Below are 19,644 nucleotides of genomic sequence, written 5' to 3'. Positions count from 1 at the left end.
TCGTGGACGTACTGACAGACAACTTCTCCACGTTCGGCAAGGGATTCCTCGGCACCGTCGAACTGACCGTCTACGCCTCGGTCCTCGCCCTCGTGCTCGGCTTCGTCATGGCGTCCTTCCGGGTGGCGCCCGTCGGCTCCTTCCGGGCGCTGGGCACGGCGTGGGTCACGATCCTGCGCAACACCCCGCTCACACTGCTCTTCTTCGCGGTGCTGCTCGGTCTTCCGCGCTTCGGCCTGGTGCTGCCCTTCAAGGTGTTCGCGGTGCTCGCCCTCGGCTGCTACACCTCGGCCTTCATCTGCGAGGCGCTCAGATCGGGCATCAACACCGTGCCCAAGGGGCAGGGGGAGGCGGCCCGCAGCCTCGGCATGTCCTTCGGCCAGACCCTCTCCATGGTGGTCCTTCCGCAGGCCTTCCGCTCCGTCATCGCGCCGGTCGGCTCCAACCTCATCGCGCTCGCCAAGAACTCCGCGATCGCGGGCGCGTTCAGCGTCACCGAGCTGCTCGGCACGTACAAGACGCTCAGCGAGCTGGGCTACAACATCATCTGGACCTTCGTCTGGATCGCCGTCGGCTACCTCGTCATCACCCTCGCCATCAGCGCGGTCTTCAATGTCCTCGAAAAGCGCTGGGGAGTCGCCCGATGAAAGCCCTCTCCCACGATTCCACCGCCCTCTACGACATCCCGGGCCCCCGGACCGTCCGCCGCCACAAGGCGTACGGGGCGCTCTCCACCCTGCTCGTGCTCGCGCTCATCGGGTGGATCCTCTACCTGCTCTTCGACACCGACCAGTTCACGTCGGTGAAGTGGACGCCCTTCGCGTACAAGGGCATCCAGGAACTCCTCCTGCGCGGCCTCGGCAACACGCTCAAGGCCTTCGCGATCTCCGCGGTCCTCGCGCTCGCGCTCGGCGGCCTGCTCGCCATGGGCAGGCTCTCCGACCACCGGCCCGTGCGCTGGGCCGCCACACTCGTCGTGGAGTTCTTCCGCGCCATGCCGGTCCTGGTGATGATCTTCTTCGTCTTCGTGGCGCTGAAGGTCCAGCCGTTGCCCGCGCTGGTCGCCGGGCTCACGCTCTACAACGGCTCCGTACTCGCCGAGGTCTTCCGATCCGGCGTCAACTCCGTGGAGAGGGGGCAGCGGGAGGCGGCCTACGCACTTGGAATGCGCAAGACACAGGTCATGTCACACGTCCTCGTACCGCAGGCCGTTCGTGCCATGTTGCCCGCCATCATCAGCCAGTTGGTGGTGGCCCTGAAGGACACCTCGCTCGGTTATCTCATCACCTACGAGGAGTTCCTCCATGCCGGGAAGCTGATCGCGTCGAACCTCGACTACGATTTGCCTTTCATCCCCGTGGTCATGGTGATCTCACCTGTCTACATCGGGATGTGCATGTTGCTGTCGTGGTTCGCCCAGTGGGTGTCCAAGCGTCAGCGGCGCAACCCCAAGACGGAGGCCGCCGATGTGGCGCCGGCCGAACCGGGGACGCTGCTGCCCGGTGGTCCCCCCACGCCCATGGGGCCGTAGGGGGAGCGCAGTAGCACGTAGGGCCATGCCCGGTCCGGCGGCAGCCGGAGATCACTGCTCGCGCAGGGGAACGGACACGTACGACGGGTCCGCTTCCGGCGAGGAGAAGGTCAGCTGCGCGCCGGACGGGTTGTGCTCGATGTAGAGCGGGTCGACCGTGTCGACGACCAGGGCGAGCTTGTGCCCAGCCGGTATGTCGTAGGCCGTGGAGAACAGCTCCAGGTCCACGCCGAACGGCTTCCCGGGCGTCTTGCCGTGGAAGGTGTACGGCGCGTTGCTGACCAGCTTGCCGAGGCCGAGCGGGCCCACGTCGTAGAGGTACGCGACGAGGGTGCCGCTCTCCTTGGTGCTGGAGAGGGTGGTGTGCAGCTTCGCCGTCCCGCGCACACGCTGGGTGTCCGCGTACCTCTCCGACTGCCAGACGCCGGTGTAGCGGCGCGGGAGCAGCGGCACCGAGGCCATCGGCGGGATCTTCAGGAACTGGTCGAGGGCGTTGGAGAGGATGGCGATGCCGCCGTTGGCGCCCGAGTCGACGTTGGTGTGGATCGTGGTGGTCCCCGCCATGTCGATCTTCTTGCGGGTGGGCCCCACCGACTTCCAGTCCGGGTAGCCCTCGTAGCCGCCTTCGGAACGGGACTTGAGCTGGACCGGCTGCTCCTTGTCGATGCCGTTGTCCGCGCCCTTGAGGTAGTGGTCGAACCAGCGCCGGGTGGAGGTCCAGGTGTCGTTGGGCAGGCCGAGCAGGCCCGTCGCCTCCGCCGTCGCGTGGTCGCCCGGACGGAACTCCAGGCGCTTGGGGCCGGTGAGGCGCTCGTAGAACTCGGCGTACTGGTTGGGCGGAAAGAGCGTGTCGCCCCAGGCGTTGCCCAGCATGACGGCCGCGCCGTTCTCGTTGATCCGGTCGAGGTAGGTCGCGGGGGAGCGCTTGGCGCCCCACGCGATCATCTCGTCCTCCTTGTCCAGGTTGGAGCCGAGGAAGTCCTTCAGCGTCTCCTGGAGTTCGGCGCTGGGGCGGCCGGTGAGCGCGCCCGCGCCGCCGAGCAGGGCCGCCGCCTGGGCGTGCTGGGTGCGGCCGCTGTAGATGGAGTCGATGAGGTCGCCCCAGCCGCTCAGCGCGGCGACGGCCTTGACCCGCTTGTCGTGCCCGGCGACGAGCAGGCTGATGCCCGCGCCGTACGAGACGCCCGCCATGCCGACCTTGGCCGGGTCGGCCGGGGTGTGGGCGAGGGTCCAGTCGATGACCTTGGAGGCGTCGGCGATGTCCTCGGGTCCCGCGGTCTCGATCTCGCCGCCGGACTGCCAGAAGCCGCGCGAGTTGTAACTCACCACGACATAGCCGGCGTCGGCGAGCTTCTGGGCCTGGGCGACGTACTCGATCTGCGGCATGGCCCAGCTGGTGGGCAGCACGATCGAGGGGTACGTCGTGCCCGGCTGCGCGTCCCCCGGGGTGAAGACGTTCGCCTTGAGGACGGTGCCTCCGTCGCCGGGTATGTCGACGAAGCGTACGTCCGCGGGGCTCGCGGCCGGCGGCGCGGCGGCCGGTGCCGCCTGCGCCGTCGGGGCGAGACCGAGGGCGGCGCCCGCGACGAGGGTCGCGGAGACGGCGCCCACGGTGGTGGTGCGCAGGGCCCGGTGCGGGTGCGGAGCTCTCACAGGTCACTTCCTCACTCGTTGAAAGTGCAAAGTGACCCGACGGTAACCGCGACGCTTTACCGGGGGTAACCCGTCGGTAAGTTACGCCCCGGTAACGATGTTGAAGAGTTGGCGGCTACGCGAGCGCGCTCTTGGCCTGCCAGTCCGACCAGGAGATGTTCCACTCGCCGTAGCCGTTGCCCGGGTCGGGGACGCCCTTCGAGCCGCTCCCGGCGACCTCGAAGGGGTCGCCGATCTGGGTCTCGTGGTAGAGCCAGTCCGCGTTGGCGGTGCTCATGCCGATGCAGCCCGAGCTGTGGTTGGTGTTCCCGAAGTACGAGGCGTTCCACGGGGCCGCGTGGGCGTACATGCCCGACCAGGTGAGCCGCATCGAGTCGTCGACCATCTTGTTGTAGCTGTCGCTGCCGGAGAGTCCGACCGTCTCGGAGCGCATGTTGATCGTGCCCTCCTTCGACATCAGGACGGAGGTGCCGCCCCAGGAGGCCTTCTCGCCGCCGGGCGTGCCGGCCGACATCGGAACCGACTTCACGGCCTTGCCGTCGCGCTGAAGGGTCGCCGTCCTGCTGTCCAGGTTCACCTTGACGACCTGGCTCCTGCCGACGGTGAAGCCGGTCGCGTAGTCGCGGACGAACCAGTCGTCGCCGCCGGAGTCGATGCCGTTCAGGCGGGCGTCCAGCTTCACCTTCGTGCCGGACTTCCAGTACTCCTTGGGGCGCCAGTCGACGCGGTCCTTGCCGTCGTAGTTCTTGATCCACCCCCAGGATCCCGTGGTGCCGTTCGACGTCGTCACCTTGAGGGCCTTCTCGACCTCGGCCTTGTTGCGCACCGGGTGGTCGAAGGTGATCGACAGGGGCTGGGCGATGCCGACCGTGGTGCCCTTGCCCGGGGCGAGGGTCACCTTGTTGACCTTCTCGGGCGCGGCCGTCCTGAAGGACGACTTGGCGCTGCCGCCCTTGTCCGTGCTCGCCTGGACCCGGTACGCGGTGCCGGGCGCCGCCGCGCGCTGCGAGGTCCAGGTGGTGCCGTTCGCGGACACCTTGCCGGGCAGCTTCGCGCCCTTGTCGTCGGCGACCGACACCTCCTTCAGCCGGCCGTCGGCCAGCTTCACCGTGACCGGGCCGCCCGCCTTCGCCTGCTGTCCCGAGAGGTTCACCGAGATCTTCGGCTTCTCGGCGGCCTTGGCGTCGCCGGACGAGCCGCTGCCGCCCGAACAGGCGGTCAGGGCGGCGGTGAGCACCGCGAGGCCCGCGACCGCCGTGTGGCGGGCGCGAAGGGGGCGTCGGCGGCTCGAAGAGCTCTGGGGGGTCAAGGAACGTACCTCCGTGCGAATGTGGACTGCACGGAAAGAGGGCGGATGGCCCGGATGGGTTGTCTGTTGTCCGGAAAATGCCTAGTAGGTCACAGAAGTGCCCTGAATGGTGTCGCCACTCCGTGAGAGTCGCCTCACTTGGCGCGATGAGAGGTGCGGGACGGCGCGGGCAGCGGGGTCCGGGCCTCGCGCGTGACGTCCGCTACGAGCTCGACGACGTCCGGCCCGTACGCCTGCGAATTCACGATCTTCAGGAGCAGTACGAAGGGGCTGTTGCCGTGCTTGCGGGCGAGCTTCTCGTGGTGGCGGGCCAGATAGCGGGTGGCGGCCTGGCTCGCGACCGCGCGCTGGCCGCAGAAGAGGAAGACGGGCCGTGCGTCCTGGCCCTGGTCCGCGGTGAGCCGGGCGAGGATGACGTACTCGGTGAGACCGGCCTCGAGGCGGTAGCGCTCGCCGCCGATCTGGAAGGCGCCGCGGTCGGGTACCGGCTCGGGCTCGGCGTTCACCCGGACGCCGGGCAGCAGGGAGTGCATATGGGCGGCCATGCGGCGATTCGCCACCGGTGTGCCCACGCAGAACTCGGTGCGCTCGCCGAAACCCTGCTGGGCCGCGTCGTGCGCGACGACCTGGGTGTGCGCGCCGCACTCCTTGATCACCGCGGCCAGCTCGATGAGCGCGAACACGTCCTGGCGCACCACCATGAGCTCCGGGCCGCCCGTGTCGCGGTTCACCACGAGCAGCGACTCGGAGTTGTCGGGCAGCCCGAAGAAGGCCTGCTTGCGGCGGAGCCTGCGCTTCCACAGGTGGCCGCGGAGGAGCCAGCCAAGGACGGCGCTGATGCCGACCGCGATCAGGCCGAGGACGAGGTTCCGCACGTCTTCAGTCATGGGGGCGCATGCTAGCGGGCTGTCGGACCGGTGTTCGAGGAGGTCCTTACGTGATGGGGGCGTCGAAGTTACGCTGCGCAGACGGATGTTGACTGGAGGTACGAATGCGTCGCGCTGTCGCACGAAATCTGACGCTATTGGCGGTCGGAGGGGTATTGGCGTCGGTGGGTGCCGCCGCGCCCCCTTCGCCCGCGCGCCCGGCGGAACCGGCTTCCGCGCAACAGGGGGCGAGGACCCCCGACAAGGTGCCGGTCGCCGTCGGTGAGGGGGGCGCCGTCGCCAGCGTCGACCCGGACGCGTCGGCGGCCGGCATCGAGGTGCTGAAGAACGGCGGCAACGCCGTGGACGCGGCCGTCGCCACCGCCGCCGCGCTCGGCGTCACCGAGCCATACTCGGCGGGCGTCGGAGGCGGCGGGTACTTCGTCCACTACGACGCCAGGACCCACGAGGTCAGCACCATCGACGGCCGCGAAACGGCCCCGCGCACCGCCGACTCCGGGCTCTTCCTGGAGAACGGCAAGCCGATCCCGTTCGCGGACGCCGTCACCAGCGGCCTCGGCGTCGGCACCCCCGGCACCCCCGCCACCTGGCGCTCCGCGCTCGACACCTGGGGCAGCAAAAGCCTGCGGACGCTCCTGAAGCCCGCCGAGCGCCTGGCACGCGACGGTTTCACGGTCGACCCGACGTTCCGCGCGCAGACCAAGTCGAACCAGGAGCGGTTCGCGGACTTCCCCGCCACGGCGAAGCTGTTCCTGCCGGGCGGCGAGCTGCCCGTGGTCGGCTCGACCTTCAAGAACCCCGACCTCGCGCGCACCTACGCGGAACTGGGCAGCAAGGGCGTGGGCGAGATGTACCGCGGCAAGCTCGCCAAGGATGTCGTACGCACGGTGAACAAGCCGCCCGTGGACCCGGACTCGGACCGTGCGGTCAGGCCCGGCGACCTCTCCCTGCGGGACCTCGCGGCGTACGGGGTGAAGCGGCAGAAGCCCACGAAGACCTCCTACCGCGGCCTCGACGTCTACTCCATGGCGCCGTCCTCCTCCGGCGGCACGACCGTCGGCGAGGCGCTCAACATCCTGGAGCGCACCGACCTCTCCAGGGCGTCGAAGACGGAGTACCTGCACCGCTACATCGAGGCAAGCCGCATCGCGTTTGCCGACCGGGGGCGCTGGGTGGGCGACCCCGCCTTCGAGGACGTACCGACGAAACAGCTCCTCACCCAGCGGTTCGCCGACTCGCGGGAGTGCCTCATCAAGGACGACGCCGTCCTCAAGAGCCCGCTCGCGCCCGGCGACCCGCGCCACCCCACGGCGTGCGGCACGGTCGGCAAGGCGGCCCCGACGACGTACGAGGGCGAGAACACCACGCACCTGACGGTGGCCGACAAGTGGGGGAACATCGTCGCGTACACCCTCACCATCGAGTCCACGGGCGGCAGCGGCATCACCGTCCCGGGCCGCGGCTTCCTGCTCAACAACGAACTCACCGACTTCTCCTTCGCGCCCGCCTCCCCGGCGGTCCACGACCCGAACCTGCCGGGCCCCGGCAAGCGCCCGCGCTCCTCGATCTCCCCGACGATCGTGCTCAAGAACGGCAAGCCGGTGGTGGCGCTCGGCTCGCCGGGCGGCGCGACCATCGTCACGACCGTCCTGCAGACCCTGACGAACTTCGTCGACCGGGACCTTCCCCTGGTCGAAGCGATCGCCGCGCCGCGCGCGAGCCAGCGCAACACCGCGCAGACCGAGCTCGAACCGGGTCTCTGGAACAGCCGGACGAGGAAGTCCCTGGAGTCGATCGGGCACTCCTTCAAGCAGAACCCCGAGATCGGCGCGGCCACCGGAGTGCAGCGGCTGTCCGGCGGCAAGTGGCTCGCGGCAGCGGAGACGAGCCGCAGGGGCGGCGGTTCGGCGATGGTGGTGCGGCCCGGCGAGTGAACCGGCGCGTTCGGGGGCCTCGGAGGCGGGGCCCCCGTTCACCGGAGAACCCCGCGGATCCCGCAGGCGTCCGAAAACTGCATGTAGTCGTCCCGTAACGCATCTGGTGTTATCTTCCGAACCGGCAGACTCCAAGTCTCCACGGGGCGGTGCTGAACAGATGGCAGTGGGACAACTTCCGGACCAGGTACGGGAGTTCGCGAGATACCTGAGGGATCTGGTCGGACGGCTCGATCAGGGCGCGGGCTGGTGCGGCGTGTTCTGGCAGCGCGACCCCGACGGCATGCGCGCCTGCCTGGACGGCGCCGAGGTCCCGCCCTGGGACGTCGTGCAGGCGCTGCTCCACGACCTCGCGGCGGACCGCGGCGTCCCGGAGGCCGAGCGCGAGACGGGCCGCGCCCGCGCCCTGCACCGGGCCTCGCTCGACGCGTACGACGCCAGGCCCGGCGGCCGCGAACTCCTCAGCGACCGGCTCGACATGATGCTCAGGGAGCAGCGGGTCGCCCTGGAGCGGCAGGCGGAGCTGTCGCAGCAACTGGCCTCGGCGGCCCACGCCGACGACGTCGACCGCCTCAACCTCGACCTGGCGTGGGTCCGCGACGACCAGGAGCGGGCGACCGCCCGCTGCGTCGAACTCCAGGAGCGCATGGACCGCCTGACCGAGGCGGCGCGCCCGTCCTGGGTCGACCTCGGCGGGGGAGCGGGGTCGGCGGACGTCTTCGGTGGCGGTCCCGTGAGCCCCGCGGACGCGCACGGCCTCGCGGGTGAGTACGTCCCCGGCGGCGAGCACACCCCGACCTCGGCCCACGGCTTCGACCCCGTACCGGCGCACGGGGACCCGGGCGGCGGGGCGGGCGTGCCCCGGCAAGGCGTCGGGCCCGGAGTGTCCACGGAGCGCGCCGAGCGTTCCCGGCGCCGCCCGCGCGGCGCGCGCTTCGCCGGGCCGGCGGACACCGGAGGGCAGGGAGAGGGTGCCGGTGGGCAGGGCGCCGCGTCCGCACCGGCATCGGCGCGGGCGCCGGAAGTGCCCCGCGGCGCACGGTACGCGCCGACCGCCTGGCCGACGCCCGCGCCGCACGTCACCGAAGCCGAGGCCGGGACCGAGGCCCGCAGCGAGCCAGGCACCGAGGCCGACGCCGACGCCCGCGCCACCTCCGACGCCGTGCGCGACCTCATCCGGCTCCGCGGCGAGGGTCGCAGCGGCGAGGCGCACGGCGTGCTCGTCGAGGCCGCCGCCTGGCCCGCGTCCCGGCTGCCGCTGTTCGCCGGGGAGCTGCACCGCGCGGGGCTCGGCGCCGACTGGGCGACCCTGCTGTGGGAGGCCGCGTCACTGCCGCCCGACCGGCTCGTCGCCCTCGCGGACGCGCTGGCCGGGGCGGGCCGCGGCGAGGACTGCCGAAAGCTGCTGCGCCAGGGCGTCGCGCGCCCCGCGCCCGAGATCGCCGAGGCGATCCTCGCGCTGATGGACGCGGACCGCGAGCGCGAGGCCCGCGCGCTCCTCGACTCCTACCTCCGCGTCCGCACCCCCGAGGACGTGGCCCGCTGCGCGCACACCGACCCGCACCGCCTCATCCCCGTACTCCTGGAGACGGCCAAGGCGGTGTCGGACGAGCATCACTGGGACCTCGTGCACGCCCTGCGCGTGGCGGGATTCAGCGCCTGACCGCCGCCCCTTCGTGCCCGCTTCTCGCCCGCTCGGGTGCGAAACATGATCGACTCCGCCGGTTGACGGCGATGGTCTTGCTCAGCCCGTCGGCGCAGGCTTACGTTCTCCTAATCCACGCAGCAAGTCTACGTGCGTAGAGGCTCATCGACGTCCTCCGGGGGACCCGCGAAGGAGCAGCTCATGGTCAACGTCGTACGCGCCGCACTGGTCCAGGCGACCTGGACAGGCGACACCGAATCCATGATCGCCAAGCATGAGGAACACGCCCGCGAGGCGGCCCGCCGCGGGGCGAAGGTCATCGGGTTCCAGGAGGTCTTCAACGCCCCCTACTTCTGCCAGGTCCAGGAGGAGGAGCACTACCGCTGGGCCGAGCCCGTGCCGGACGGGCCCACCGTCACGCGCATGCGGGAGCTCGCCCGCGAGACCGGCATGGTGATCGTCGTCCCCGTCTTCGAGGTCGAGCACTCCGGCTTCTACTACAACACCGCGGCCGTGATCGACGCCGACGGCAGCTACCTCGGCAAGTACCGCAAGCACCACATCCCCCAGGTCAAGGGTTTCTGGGAGAAGTACTACTTCAAGCCGGGGAACATCGGCTGGCCCGTCTTCGACACCGCGGTCGGCAAGGTCGGCGTCTACATCTGCTACGACCGCCACTTCCCCGAGGGCTGGCGGCAGTTGGGCCTGAACGGCGCCCAGATCGTCTACAACCCCTCCGCCACCTCGCGCGGCCTCTCCGCCCACCTCTGGCAGCTCGAACAGCCCGCGGCGGCCGTCGCCAACGAGTACTTCGTCGCCGCGATCAACCGCGTCGGCCAGGAGGAGTACGGCGACAACGACTTCTACGGCACGAGCTACTTCGTCGACCCGCGCGGGCAGTTCGTCGGCGAGCCCGCGAGCGACAAGGCCGAAGAACTTCTCGTCAGGGACCTCGACCTCGGCCTCATCGAGGAAGTACGCCATCAGTGGGCGTTCTACCGCGACCGCCGACCCGACGCCTACGAAGGACTGGTGCAGCCGTGACCGATCTGTACGACCGCCACCGGGCCGTGCTGCCCGACTGGCTCTCGCACTACTACCGGCGGCCCATCGAGCTGACCCACGGCGAGGGCCGCCACGTCTGGGACGCCGAGGGCACCAAGTACCTCGACTTCTTCGGCGGCATCCTCACCACCATGACGGCGCACGCCCTGCCCGAGGTCACCAAGGCGGTGAGCGAGCAGGCGGGCCGGATCATCCACTCCTCGACCCTCTACCTGAACCGCCCGATGGTCGAACTCGCCGAGCGAGTCGCGGCGTTGTCCGGCATCCCCGACGCCCGCGTCTTCTTCACCACCTCGGGCACCGAGGCCAACGACACGGCGCTGCTGCTCGCCACCGCCCACCGCCGCTCGAACCAGATCCTGGCGATGCGCAACAGCTACCACGGCCGCTCCTTCACCACCGTCGGCATCACCGGCAACCAGTCGTGGTCGCCGACCAGCCTCTCGCCGCTCCAGACGCTGTACGTGCACGGGGGCGTTCGCAGCCGCGGCCCGTACGCCGCTCTGAGCGACACCGATTTCATCGCGGCCTGCGTCGCCGACCTGCGGGACATGCTCGGGCAGAGCCGCGGGGGAGTGGCGGCGCTGATCGCCGAGCCGATCCAAGGCGTCGGCGGCTTCACCTCACCGCCCGACGGCCTGTACGCGGCCTTCCGCGAGGTCCTTGACGAGCACGGCGTCCTGTGGATCGCCGACGAGGTGCAGACCGGCTGGGGCCGCACCGGCGAGCACTTCTGGGGCTGGCAGGCGCACGCGGGCAGCGGCCCGCCGGACATCCTCACCTTCGCCAAGGGCATCGGCAACGGCATGGCGATCGGCGGCGTGGTGGCCCGCGCCGAGGTCATGAACTGTCTCGACGCCAACTCGATCTCGACGTTCGGCGGGTCCCCGGTCACGATGGCCGCGGGACTCGCCAACCTCGCGTACCTCCTGGAGCACGACCTCCAGGGCAATGCCCGGCGCGTCGGCGGGCTCCTCATCGAGCGGGTGCGGGCGATCTGCGCCCAGCTGCCCGTCGTGCGCGAGGTGCGCGGCCGGGGCCTGATGATCGGCGTCGAGCTGGTCGAGCCCGGCACGGACCGGCCGAACCCCCGGGCGGCGGCCGCCGCCCTGGAGGCGGCCCGCGAGGGCGGTCTGCTCATCGGCAAGGGCGGCGGTCACGACACCAGTGTGCTGCGCATCGCCCCGCCGCTCTCGCTGACGGTCGCGGAGGCGGAGGAGGGCGCCGCGATCCTCGAACGGGCGCTGCGGAGCGTCTAGTCGACCCCCTCGGGCCCCACGTGCGTACGGCCTCCGCAGGACCGCAGGAAAGGGAGCGCACCACATGAGCAACCGCACCTTGATCACCGGCGGCCTGGTCATCACGGCCTCCGACGAACTGCCCGTCGACGTCCTGGTGGAGGACGGCCGGGTCGTGGCCCTCGCCACCCGTGACAGCCACGGGTGGAGCGCCGACCGCGTCCTCGACGCCACCGGGAAGTACGTGATCCCGGGCGGCGTCGACGCCCATACGCACATGGAGATGCCGTTCGGCGGCACCCTCGCCGCGGACACCTTCGAGACCGGGACGCGCGCCGCGGCCTGGGGCGGCACCACCACCATCGTCGACTTCGCGATCCAGTCCAAGGGCGGCTCCCTCGCGGAGGGCCTGGACGCGTGGCACGAGAAGGCGGCGGGCCGGTGCGCCGTCGACTATGGCTTCCACATGATCATGTCCGACGTGAACGAGTCGTCGCTGAAGGAGATGGACCGGCTCGTCGAGGCGGGGGTCAGCTCGTTCAAGCTGTTCACCGCCTACCCGGGCGTCTTCTTCTCCGACGACGGGCAGATCCTGCGGGCCATGCAGCGCGCGGGGTCCAACGGCGGCCTGGTGATGGCGCACGCGGAGAACGGCCTCGCCATCGACGTCCTCGTGGAGCAGGCCCTCGCGCGCGGCGAGCGGGACCCGCGCTACCACGGGGAGGTCCGCAAGGCGCTCCTGGAGGCCGAGGCGACGCACCGGGTCATCAGGCTGAGCCAGGTGGCGGGCGCCCCGCTGTACGTGGTGCACGTGTCGGCGCGGGAGGCGGTCGCCGAGCTGACCCGGGCCCGCGACGAGGGCCTTCCGGTCTTCGGGGAGACCTGCCCGCAATACCTCTTCCTGTCGACGGACAACCTCGCGGAACCCGGCTTCGAGGGCGCCAAGTACGTCTGCTCGACGCCGCTGCGGCCGCGGGAGCACCAGGCGGCGCTGTGGCGCGGGCTGCGGACGAACGACCTGCAGGTGGTCTCCACTGACCACTGCCCGTTCTGCTTCAAGGGGCAGAAGGAGATGGGCAGGGACGACTTCTCGAAGATCCCGAACGGTCTGCCGGGCGTCGAGAACCGCATGGACCTGCTGCACCAGGCCGTCGTCGACGGGCACATCAGCCGGCGCCGCTGGATCGAGGTCGCCTGCGCGACGCCGGCCCGGATGTTCGGCCTCTACCCGAAGAAGGGCACGATCGCGCCGGGCGCCGACGCGGACATCGTCATCTACGACCCGCACGCCGAGCAGACCATCTCCGCGCAGACGCACCACATGAACGTCGACTACTCGGCGTACGAGGGTAGGCGGGTGACCGGGCGGGTGGAGACGGTGCTGTCCCGCGGTGTCCCGGTGATCGACGACCGGACGTACGCGGGACGGGCGGGGCACGGATCGTATGTGCCGCGGGGGATCTGCCAGTACGCGTAGCGGCGGGCCGCGCCGGGCGGCCGGTGCTGTCGGGCGAGGACCGTGCTCCGGGGTCCTCGCCCCCTCAATTGCCTGCCACAGGCGATCACTTCACGCAATGTGACCCGCGTCACTTCTGCGAAGCCTTGGCTCGAAGGTGGCCCCCGTGTCACTATTTCTGCACGCCGACTCTGCCCAAAACCCGCCGCGAGGCCGGGGGTTGAGCGCGTAGCCGCCGGTTCGTCCGGGCGAGCCCGAGCCCCTGCTCGGTCCACTACCTCGGTGCACTACTGATTCCCTCCGCATTTCATCCCACGCATGCCGTGCCGCTTCCTGTGCGGACGGTTCCTGAGCCGCGCGTGTGATGGTGCCCCCCACCCCTTTGCGGGCGAGGCCGAAAGGCCCGCCGCGCCCCGGAGTTGTCCCCCCTTCGGGAGAGCTCTGCGGCCCGAGGGGAATTGACGACCTTAAGTGTGAGATGTCGCCCCGGCAATTGTGCGGGCAGTACACGGACGCCCAGAACGATTCATGGAGGAACAATGCCAGAGACCACCGACTTGAATGAGCTGTACTCGATCATCGAGAAGACGGCTCAGGTGGTGGACGTCACCAGCTCCCGCGAGAAGGTCTGGCCCATCCTGGAGACCTACAAGGACGTCATCGGGCAGTCGGTGATCTCCTTCCGGGCCTCGACCGGAGGCAGCGCGGAAGACCTCGACTGCCGGTTCACGATGCTCCCGGCCGGCCTGGACCCGTACGGCCTGGCCCTGGAGAACAACCTCACGCCGAAGACGGACCACCCGGTCGCGAGCCTCCTCAAGGAGGTCCACGAGAACCTCCCGATCACCAGCTGCGGCGTCGACTTCGGCGTCGCCGGCGGCTTCACGAAGACCTGGTCCTTCCCCACCGCCGAGAAGCTGATCAGGATCGAGGACCTCGCCAAGCTGCCTTCCGTCCCCGACGGGGTGGCCGCCAACCTCGACTTCTTCAAGAAGTGGGGCCTCGCCGACATCGTGAGCACGGTCGGCATCGACTACACCAAGCGCACGATGAACCTGTACTTCGGCGGCGGCGTCGGCGACCGGGTGCCGGCCGAGTGCTTCGAGGAGAAGGCCGTCAGGGAGATCCTCGCCGAGCTCGGGATGGCGGAGCCGAGCGAGGAGTTCCTGAAGTTCTGCGAGCGGTCGTTCGTCATCTACGTGACGCTGAGCTGGGACTCGCCGAAGATCAACCGGATCACCTACTCCGTCATGACGCCGGAGCCGCTGGGCCTTCCCATCGAGATGGCGCCCACCTTCGAGCGGCTCATCAAGAACGCCCCGTACGACACCACGGGCCGCAACTACATCTACGGCATCGCGGCGACGCCCAAGGGCGAGTACCACAAGATCGCCTCGTACTACCAGTGGCAGAAGCGCGTGGAGAACCTGCTGCGTTCCGACGCCTGAGAGACATCCGACGCCTGAGGGACATCCGCCCGCCGGGGCCCGAAGAACGAGGGTCTGCGGAGAAGTAGCGACATACTTCCCCGCAGGCCCTTTTCTTGCTTCATCTCTTCCTAGAACTCTGGATGATGCGATCTCCATGCAGAAAAGACAAAGGGAGCTGAGTGCTTTGACATCACCCGCCTCGGCGGAGGGGGTGTCAGAAATCCGTCGTGCTCGCTCGGTCGGTATCGGTCGCGCCCATGCGAAGACCATTTTGCTGGGGGAGCACGCGGTTGTTTACGGCGCCCCCGCCCTCGCGATTCCGGTGCCGCAACTGGCGGTCACGGCCAGCGCCGGCTGGTCGGCACGGACCCCGGGCGACTCCGGCGACGTGTCCCTGACGATGACCGGTTCCGCCACGCGGCCGGTGGCGACGCAGGCATCCGACTGGCTCCAGCGGCTCACCGACGAGTTCCGGTCGACGATGGACGTCACCGGCGACGTCCACCTCGACGTGATCCTGGACTGCGCGATCCCGCCGGGCCGCGGGCTCGGCTCCAGCGCGGCGTGCGCGCGCGCCGTCGTCTTCGCGCTGGCCGACCTCTTCGACCGCGAGGTCACCCCGCAGACCGCCTTCGACCTGGTGCAGACCGCCGAGAACGTGGCGCACGGCCGCGCCAGCGGCGTCGACGCCACCGCCGTGGGCGCGTCCGGGCCCCTGCTGTTCCAGCAGGGCAGGGCCGAGGAACTGCCCATCGGCTGCGACGGGTTGTTCATCGTCGCCGACAGCGGCGAGGTGGGCCGCACCAAGGACGCGGTCGGGCTGCTGTGCGAGGGCTTCGAGCGGCACGACGGAGCGCGGGAGCGGTTCGTACGCCGCGCCACGGAGCTCACTGACGAGTCCCGGCACGCCCTGGCTGACGGCAAGCCGCAGGAGCTCGGCTCCCGCATGACGGAGTATCACGAGCTGCTCAGAGGCGCCGGGTTGAGCACCGACCGGATCGACGCACTGGTCGAGGGCGCGCTCGGGGCGGGCAGCCTCGGGGCGAAGATCACTGGCGGTGGCATGGGCGGCTGCGTGATCGCGCTGACCCAGTCGGAGCAGGCGAGCGCGGTGACCCGGCAGCTGCACGAGTCCGGCGCCGTCCAGACCTGGGTCGTACCGCTGAGGGGGTTCGCCGGCCATGGGCGCTGAACAGCAGACTACGGCGGTGCGCACCGCCGACCGGGACACGGCGGGCACCGCGACCGCCGTGGCGCACCCGAACATCGCCCTCATCAAGTACTGGGGCAAGCGCGACGAGCGGCTCATCCTGCCGCGCACCGACAGCCTGTCGATGACCCTGGACATCTTCCCGACGACCACCCGGGTCCGGCTCGCCCCCGGCGCCGCGCACGACGAGGTGACGCTCGGCGGCAGACCCGCGGAGGGCGACGCGCGACAGCGCATCATCACCTTCCTCGACCTGGTGCGCGAGCTGTCCGACACCAGCCACCCGGCCGTCGTGGACACCGAGAACACCGTCCCCACCGGGGCGGGTCTCGCCTCGTCCGCCAGTGGCTTCGCCGCCCTCGCCATGGCCGCTGCCGCCGCCTACGGCCTGGAACTCGACGCCACCGCGCTGTCGCGCCTCGCCCGGCGCGGCTCCGGATCGGCGTCCCGCTCCCTCTTCGGGGACTTCGTCGTCTGGCACGCGGGACGGCAGGACGGCACGGACGAGGAGGCGGACCTGAGCTCGTACGCCGAGCCGGTTCCCGCGGGCCCCCTCGACCCCGCACTCGTCGTCGCGGTGGTCAACGCGGGCCCCAAGGACGTGTCCAGCCGCGCGGCCATGCGCCGCACCGTCGACACCTCGCCCCTCTACGAGCCGTGGGCCCTCTCCAGCAAGGCAGACCTGGCCGACATGCGCCTGGCCCTCGGCCGCGGCGACCTCGAAGCGGTCGGTGAGATCGCCGAACGCAACGCGCTCGGCATGCACGCCACGATGCTGGCGGCCCGCCCGGCGGTGCGCTACCTCTCCCCGGCCACGCTCACCGTGCTCGACAGCGTGCTGCGGCTCAGGCGCGACGGCGTGGCCGCCTACGCGACCATGGACGCCGGGCCGAACGTGAAGGTGCTCTGCCGCAGCGCGGACGCCGACCGGGTGGCCGACGCGGTGCGCGCCGCCGCGCAGGGCGGCGCGATCCACATCGCCCGGCCGGGGCCGGGCGCCCGGCTGCTGCCCGGGGACGGGCGGTGACCGGTCGGCCGACCGTCGTCCGGCGCGCGCCGGGCAAACTGTTCGTCGCCGGTGAGTACGCGGTGGTGGAGCCGGGCAACCCGGCGATCCTGGTCGCCGTCGACCGCTACGTCACCGTCACCGTGTCCGACCCCGGCGAACCCGGCGTCGTACTCTCCTCCGACCTCGCCGCGCGAAAGGCGCACTGCCGATGGCGGGAGGGCCGGCTCGGCGGGATGGAACCGCGGGACGAGCAGCTGCTCCACGAGAGCTTCGCCCATGTGGCGGCGGCCATCGAGACCGTCGGCCGGCTGCTCGCCGAACGAGGCCTTCCGGCGCCCGCGCTCGACGTCTCGGTCAGCAGCGAACTGCACGAGAACGGAACCAAGTTCGGGTTCGGGTCGAGCGGAGCAGTCGTCGTGGCGACCGTCGCCGCCATGGCGGCCCACTGCGGCATCGACCTGACCCGCGACGCCCGCTACCGCCTCGCGATGCTCGCCACGGCGGGCATCGAACCCAGGGCATCCGGCGGTGATCTCGCCGCCGGCACCTGGGGCGGCTGGATCGCCTATCGGGCACCCGACCGGGCCGCCGTCCTCGACCTCGCCCGAAGAGCGGGCGTCGAGGAGGCCCTGCGCGTGCCCTGGCCGGGCCATGACGTACGCGTACTGCCCCCGCCCGCGGGCCTCTCACTGGAGGTCGGCTGGACCGGCACACCCGCCTCCACCTCGTCCCTGGTCTCCGGCCTCGACCGGCGGACCTGGCGGGGCGGCGCCTCCCACCGGAGGTTCGTGGAGACCAGCAACGACTTCGTGCGTGCCTCGACCGACGCACTGGAGGGCGGCGACCGCGAAGGTCTGCTGCGGCAGATCCGGCGGGCCCGGCAGGAGTTGGCCCGCCTCGACGAAGAGGTGGGGCTCGGAATCTTCACAGAGCGGCTGACCGCGCTGTGTGACGCCGCCGAAGCCGTCGGCGGCGCGGCCAAGCCGTCAGGGGCGGGCGGCGGCGACTGCGGCATCGCGCTCCTCGACGCCGAGGCGTCACTGGACATCGCTCACGTACAGAACCGGTGGACCACGGCGGGGGTGCGGCCCTTGCCGATCCGTCCCGCCATGGAAGGGAACACAGAATGATCTCTCAACGCAAGGACGACCACGTCAGGCTCGCTGTCGAGCACCAGCGCCAGCACAGCGGACACAACCAGTTCGACGAGGTGTCGTTCATCCACCACGCGCTGGCCGGCCTCGACCGGCCCGACGTGTCCCTGGCCACGACCTTCGCCGGCATCTCCTGGCCGGTGCCCCTCTACATCAACGCCATGACCGGCGGCAGCGTCAGCACCGGCGTCATCAACCGGGACCTGGCCATCGCCGCCCGCGAGACCGGCGTGGCCGTCGCCTCCGGTTCCATGAGCGCGTACTTCAAGGACCCCTCCTGCGCCGACACGTTCAGCGTGCTGCGCAAGGAGAACCCGAACGGGTTCGTCCTGGCGAACGTCAACGCGACGGCCTCGGTCGACAAGGCGCAGCGCGCCATCGACCTGGTGCAGGCCAACGCCCTGCAGATCCACATCAACACGGCCCAGGAAACACCGATGCCCGAGGGCGACCGGTCGTTCTCGTCCTGGGTCCCGCAGATCGAGAAGATCGCGGCGGCCGTCGACGTGCCCGTGATCGTCAAGGAGGTCGGCAACGGCCTGAGCCGCGAGACCGTCCTCCTCATCGAGAGCCTGGGCGTCAAGGTGGCCGACCTCGGCGGCCGGGGCGGCACCGACTTCGCCCGCATCGAGAACGGCCGCAGGGAACTGCGCGAGTACGCGTTCCTGCACGGCTGGGGCCAGTCCACCGCCGCCTGCCTCCTGGACAACCAGGACGTCGGCATCCCCGTCCTCGCCTCCGGCGGCGTCCGCAACGCGCTCGACGTGGCCCGCGCCCTGGCGCTGGGCGCGTCCGGCGTCGGCGTCTCCGGCGGATTCCTGCGCACCCTGAAGGACGAGGGCGTCTCCGCGCTGATCGCGCAGATCTCCACCTGGCTCGACCAGCTGGCGGCCCTGCAGACCATGCTCGGCGCCCGCACCCCCGCCGAACTCCAGCGCTGTGACCTGCTGATCCACGGCGAACTCCGAAACTTCTGCGCCGACCGCGGTATCGAGACCGGGCCCTTCGCCCAGCGCTCGCGCTCCGTCGAGGCCGCCACCGAGCTGACGGGAAGCACCCGATGACCGAGACACACGCGATAGCAGGCGTCCCGATGCGCTGGGTCGGTCCCCTGCGCATTTCGGGCAACGTCGCCACCACCGAGACCCAGGTCCCGCTCGCCACCTACGAGACGCCGCTGTGGCCCTCCGTGGGTCGTGGCGCGAAGGTCTCCATGCTGGCCGAGCACGGCATCGTCGCCACCCTCGTCGACGAGCGGATGACCCGCTCGGTGCTCGTGGAGGCGACGGACGCGCAGACCGCGTACGTGGCGGCGCGGGCCATCGACGCCCGCATCGACGAGCTGCGCGAAGTGGTCCGCGGCTGCAGCAGGTTCGCCGAGCTCATCAACATCCGGCACGAGATCAACGCCAACCTGTTGTTCATCCGGTTCGAGTTCACCACCGGTGACGCGTCGGGCCACAACATGGCGACCCTCGCGTCCGACGCGCTCCTCAAGCACCTCCTCGACACGATCCCCGGCATCGCCTACGGGTCGATCTCGGGCAACTACTGCACGGACAAGAAGGCCACCGCGATCAACGGCATCCTCGGCCGCGGCAAGAACGTGGTCACGGAGCTGCTCATCCCGCGCGACGTCGTCACCGACGTGCTGCACACGACCGCCGCCAAGGTGGTCCAGCTGAACATCCGCAAGAACATGCTCGGCACCCTGCTCGCCGGCGGCATCCGCTCGGCGAACGCCCACTACGCCAACATGCTGCTCGGCTTCTACCTGGCGACCGGCCAGGACGCGGCCAACATCGTCGAGGGCTCCCAGGGCGTCACGATGGCCGAGGACCGCGACGGTGACCTCTACTTCGCCTGCACGCTGCCGAACCTGATCGTCGGCACGGTCGGCAACGGCAAGGGCATCGAGTTCGTCGAGACCAACCTCGCCCGGCTCGGCTGCCGGGCCGAGCGCGAGCCCGGGGAGAACGCGCGCAGGCTCGCCGTCATCGCGGCGGCGACCGTGCTGTGCGGGGAGCTCTCGCTCCTCGCCGCGCAGACGAATCCCGGCGAACTGATGCGTGCACATGTCCAGTTGGAGCGCGACACCAAGACGGAAAAGGTCGGTGTGTAAG

General features: G+C 70.5%; 16 protein-coding genes. 13 read left to right on the top strand and 3 right to left on the bottom strand.

What is annotated here, in order from left to right; all coding sequences use genetic code 11:
* The first annotated feature begins 2 nt into the window (after nucleotides 1-2).
* Together ACFVYR_RS03330 and ACFVYR_RS03325 are read left to right on the top strand one after the other, a co-directional pair.
* Nucleotides 3-647, top strand: coding sequence for an amino acid ABC transporter permease (locus ACFVYR_RS03330; protein WP_384248075.1), 645 nt, complete (start codon nucleotides 3-5; stop codon nucleotides 645-647).
* Entirely contained in the window at nucleotides 644-1,531 is an 888-nt protein-coding gene (locus ACFVYR_RS03325) for an amino acid ABC transporter permease (protein WP_384248073.1), read from the top strand. The genes ACFVYR_RS03330 and ACFVYR_RS03325 overlap by 4 nt, the downstream gene beginning before the upstream one ends.
* A 51-nt stretch (nucleotides 1,532-1,582) precedes the next feature.
* Here ACFVYR_RS03325 and ACFVYR_RS03320 read toward each other — a convergent pair whose 3' ends face one another.
* From ACFVYR_RS03320 to ACFVYR_RS03310, 3 genes are all read right to left on the bottom strand, one after another.
* On the bottom strand, nucleotides 1,583-3,184 hold the full coding sequence (locus ACFVYR_RS03320) for a CocE/NonD family hydrolase (protein ID WP_384248072.1): 1,602 nt from the start codon (nucleotides 3,182-3,184) through the stop codon (nucleotides 1,583-1,585).
* A 115-nt stretch (nucleotides 3,185-3,299) separates the two neighbouring features.
* Nucleotides 3,300-4,493, bottom strand: a complete 1,194-nt coding sequence (locus tag ACFVYR_RS03315; RefSeq protein WP_384248071.1) for an Ig-like domain-containing protein — start codon at nucleotides 4,491-4,493, stop codon at nucleotides 3,300-3,302.
* A 134-nt stretch (nucleotides 4,494-4,627) separates the two neighbouring features.
* Entirely contained in the window at nucleotides 4,628-5,380 is a 753-nt protein-coding gene (locus ACFVYR_RS03310) for a hypothetical protein (protein ID WP_384248069.1), read from the bottom strand.
* Between the two features lie 104 nt (nucleotides 5,381-5,484).
* On the opposite strand from ACFVYR_RS03310, the gene ggt reads away from it, so the two are divergent.
* From ggt to ACFVYR_RS03255, 11 genes are all read left to right on the top strand, one after another.
* The gene (gene ggt, locus ACFVYR_RS03305) at nucleotides 5,485-7,314 is read left to right on the top strand and encodes a gamma-glutamyltransferase (RefSeq protein WP_384248068.1); all 1,830 of its coding nucleotides are present in this window, start codon (nucleotides 5,485-5,487) and stop codon (nucleotides 7,312-7,314) included.
* 160 nt (nucleotides 7,315-7,474) lie between these two features.
* Complete coding sequence (locus ACFVYR_RS03300; RefSeq protein ID WP_384248067.1) at nucleotides 7,475-8,977, top strand: hypothetical protein; 1,503 nt, start codon at nucleotides 7,475-7,477, stop codon at nucleotides 8,975-8,977.
* Nucleotides 8,978-9,160: 183 nt separating this feature from the next.
* Nucleotides 9,161-10,003: a nitrilase-related carbon-nitrogen hydrolase gene (locus ACFVYR_RS03295; protein ID WP_384248065.1), complete on the top strand. Its 843-nt coding sequence runs from the start codon at nucleotides 9,161-9,163 to the stop codon at nucleotides 10,001-10,003.
* The gene (locus ACFVYR_RS03290; RefSeq protein WP_384248064.1) at nucleotides 10,000-11,283 is read left to right on the top strand and encodes an aspartate aminotransferase family protein; all 1,284 of its coding nucleotides are present in this window, start codon (nucleotides 10,000-10,002) and stop codon (nucleotides 11,281-11,283) included. Before ACFVYR_RS03295 ends, ACFVYR_RS03290 begins: the two co-directional genes overlap by 4 nt.
* A 64-nt stretch (nucleotides 11,284-11,347) precedes the next feature.
* The gene (gene hydA / locus ACFVYR_RS03285; RefSeq protein ID WP_384248063.1) at nucleotides 11,348-12,739 is read left to right on the top strand and encodes a dihydropyrimidinase; all 1,392 of its coding nucleotides are present in this window, start codon (nucleotides 11,348-11,350) and stop codon (nucleotides 12,737-12,739) included.
* A gap of 518 nt (nucleotides 12,740-13,257) precedes the next feature.
* Nucleotides 13,258-14,166, top strand: coding sequence for an aromatic prenyltransferase (locus tag ACFVYR_RS03280; protein WP_384248061.1), 909 nt, complete (start codon nucleotides 13,258-13,260; stop codon nucleotides 14,164-14,166).
* A gap of 193 nt (nucleotides 14,167-14,359) precedes the next feature.
* The gene (gene mvk, locus ACFVYR_RS03275) at nucleotides 14,360-15,340 is read left to right on the top strand and encodes a mevalonate kinase (RefSeq protein WP_384248059.1); all 981 of its coding nucleotides are present in this window, start codon (nucleotides 14,360-14,362) and stop codon (nucleotides 15,338-15,340) included.
* A complete protein-coding gene (gene mvaD / locus ACFVYR_RS03270) occupies nucleotides 15,330-16,385 on the top strand; it encodes a diphosphomevalonate decarboxylase (RefSeq protein ID WP_384248058.1) in 1,056 nt (351 codons plus the stop codon). The genes mvk and mvaD overlap by 11 nt, the downstream gene beginning before the upstream one ends.
* Nucleotides 16,382-17,497, top strand: coding sequence for a phosphomevalonate kinase (locus tag ACFVYR_RS03265; protein ID WP_384248057.1), 1,116 nt, complete (start codon nucleotides 16,382-16,384; stop codon nucleotides 17,495-17,497). Before mvaD ends, ACFVYR_RS03265 begins: the two co-directional genes overlap by 4 nt.
* Nucleotides 17,494-18,585 (top strand): type 2 isopentenyl-diphosphate Delta-isomerase, encoded by a 1,092-nt coding sequence (gene fni / locus ACFVYR_RS03260; RefSeq protein WP_384248055.1) that lies wholly within the window; start codon nucleotides 17,494-17,496, stop codon nucleotides 18,583-18,585. The genes ACFVYR_RS03265 and fni overlap by 4 nt, the downstream gene beginning before the upstream one ends.
* Entirely contained in the window at nucleotides 18,582-19,643 is a 1,062-nt protein-coding gene (locus tag ACFVYR_RS03255) for a hydroxymethylglutaryl-CoA reductase (RefSeq protein WP_384248053.1), read from the top strand. The genes fni and ACFVYR_RS03255 overlap by 4 nt, the downstream gene beginning before the upstream one ends.
* Nucleotide 19,644: the final 1 nt, after the last annotated feature.

The organism is Streptomyces sp. NPDC058284 (genome assembly GCF_042881135.1).
GTDB lineage: Bacteria > Actinomycetota > Actinomycetes > Streptomycetales > Streptomycetaceae > Streptomyces.
Note: the sequence above shows the minus strand (reverse complement) of the source record. Positions and strands in the feature narration are given on the sequence as shown.

Excerpts from the sequence above, each read along its gene's own strand:
- ACFVYR_RS03325 (WP_384248073.1), top strand. The coding sequence starts at position 644 with ATGAAAGCCCTCTCCCACGATTCCACCGCCCTCTACGACATCCCGGGC.
- ACFVYR_RS03310 (WP_384248069.1), bottom strand. The coding sequence starts at position 5,380 with ATGACTGAAGACGTGCGGAACCTCGTCCTCGGCCTGATCGCGGTCGGC.
- ggt (WP_384248068.1), top strand. The coding sequence starts at position 5,485 with ATGCGTCGCGCTGTCGCACGAAATCTGACGCTATTGGCGGTCGGAGGG.
- ACFVYR_RS03300 (WP_384248067.1), top strand. The coding sequence starts at position 7,475 with ATGGCAGTGGGACAACTTCCGGACCAGGTACGGGAGTTCGCGAGATAC.
- ACFVYR_RS03295 (WP_384248065.1), top strand. The coding sequence starts at position 9,161 with ATGGTCAACGTCGTACGCGCCGCACTGGTCCAGGCGACCTGGACAGGC.
- hydA (WP_384248063.1), top strand. The coding sequence starts at position 11,348 with ATGAGCAACCGCACCTTGATCACCGGCGGCCTGGTCATCACGGCCTCC.
- ACFVYR_RS03280 (WP_384248061.1), top strand. The coding sequence starts at position 13,258 with ATGCCAGAGACCACCGACTTGAATGAGCTGTACTCGATCATCGAGAAG.
- mvaD (WP_384248058.1), top strand. The coding sequence starts at position 15,330 with ATGGGCGCTGAACAGCAGACTACGGCGGTGCGCACCGCCGACCGGGAC.
- fni (WP_384248055.1), top strand. The coding sequence starts at position 17,494 with ATGATCTCTCAACGCAAGGACGACCACGTCAGGCTCGCTGTCGAGCAC.
- ACFVYR_RS03255 (WP_384248053.1), top strand. The coding sequence starts at position 18,582 with ATGACCGAGACACACGCGATAGCAGGCGTCCCGATGCGCTGGGTCGGT.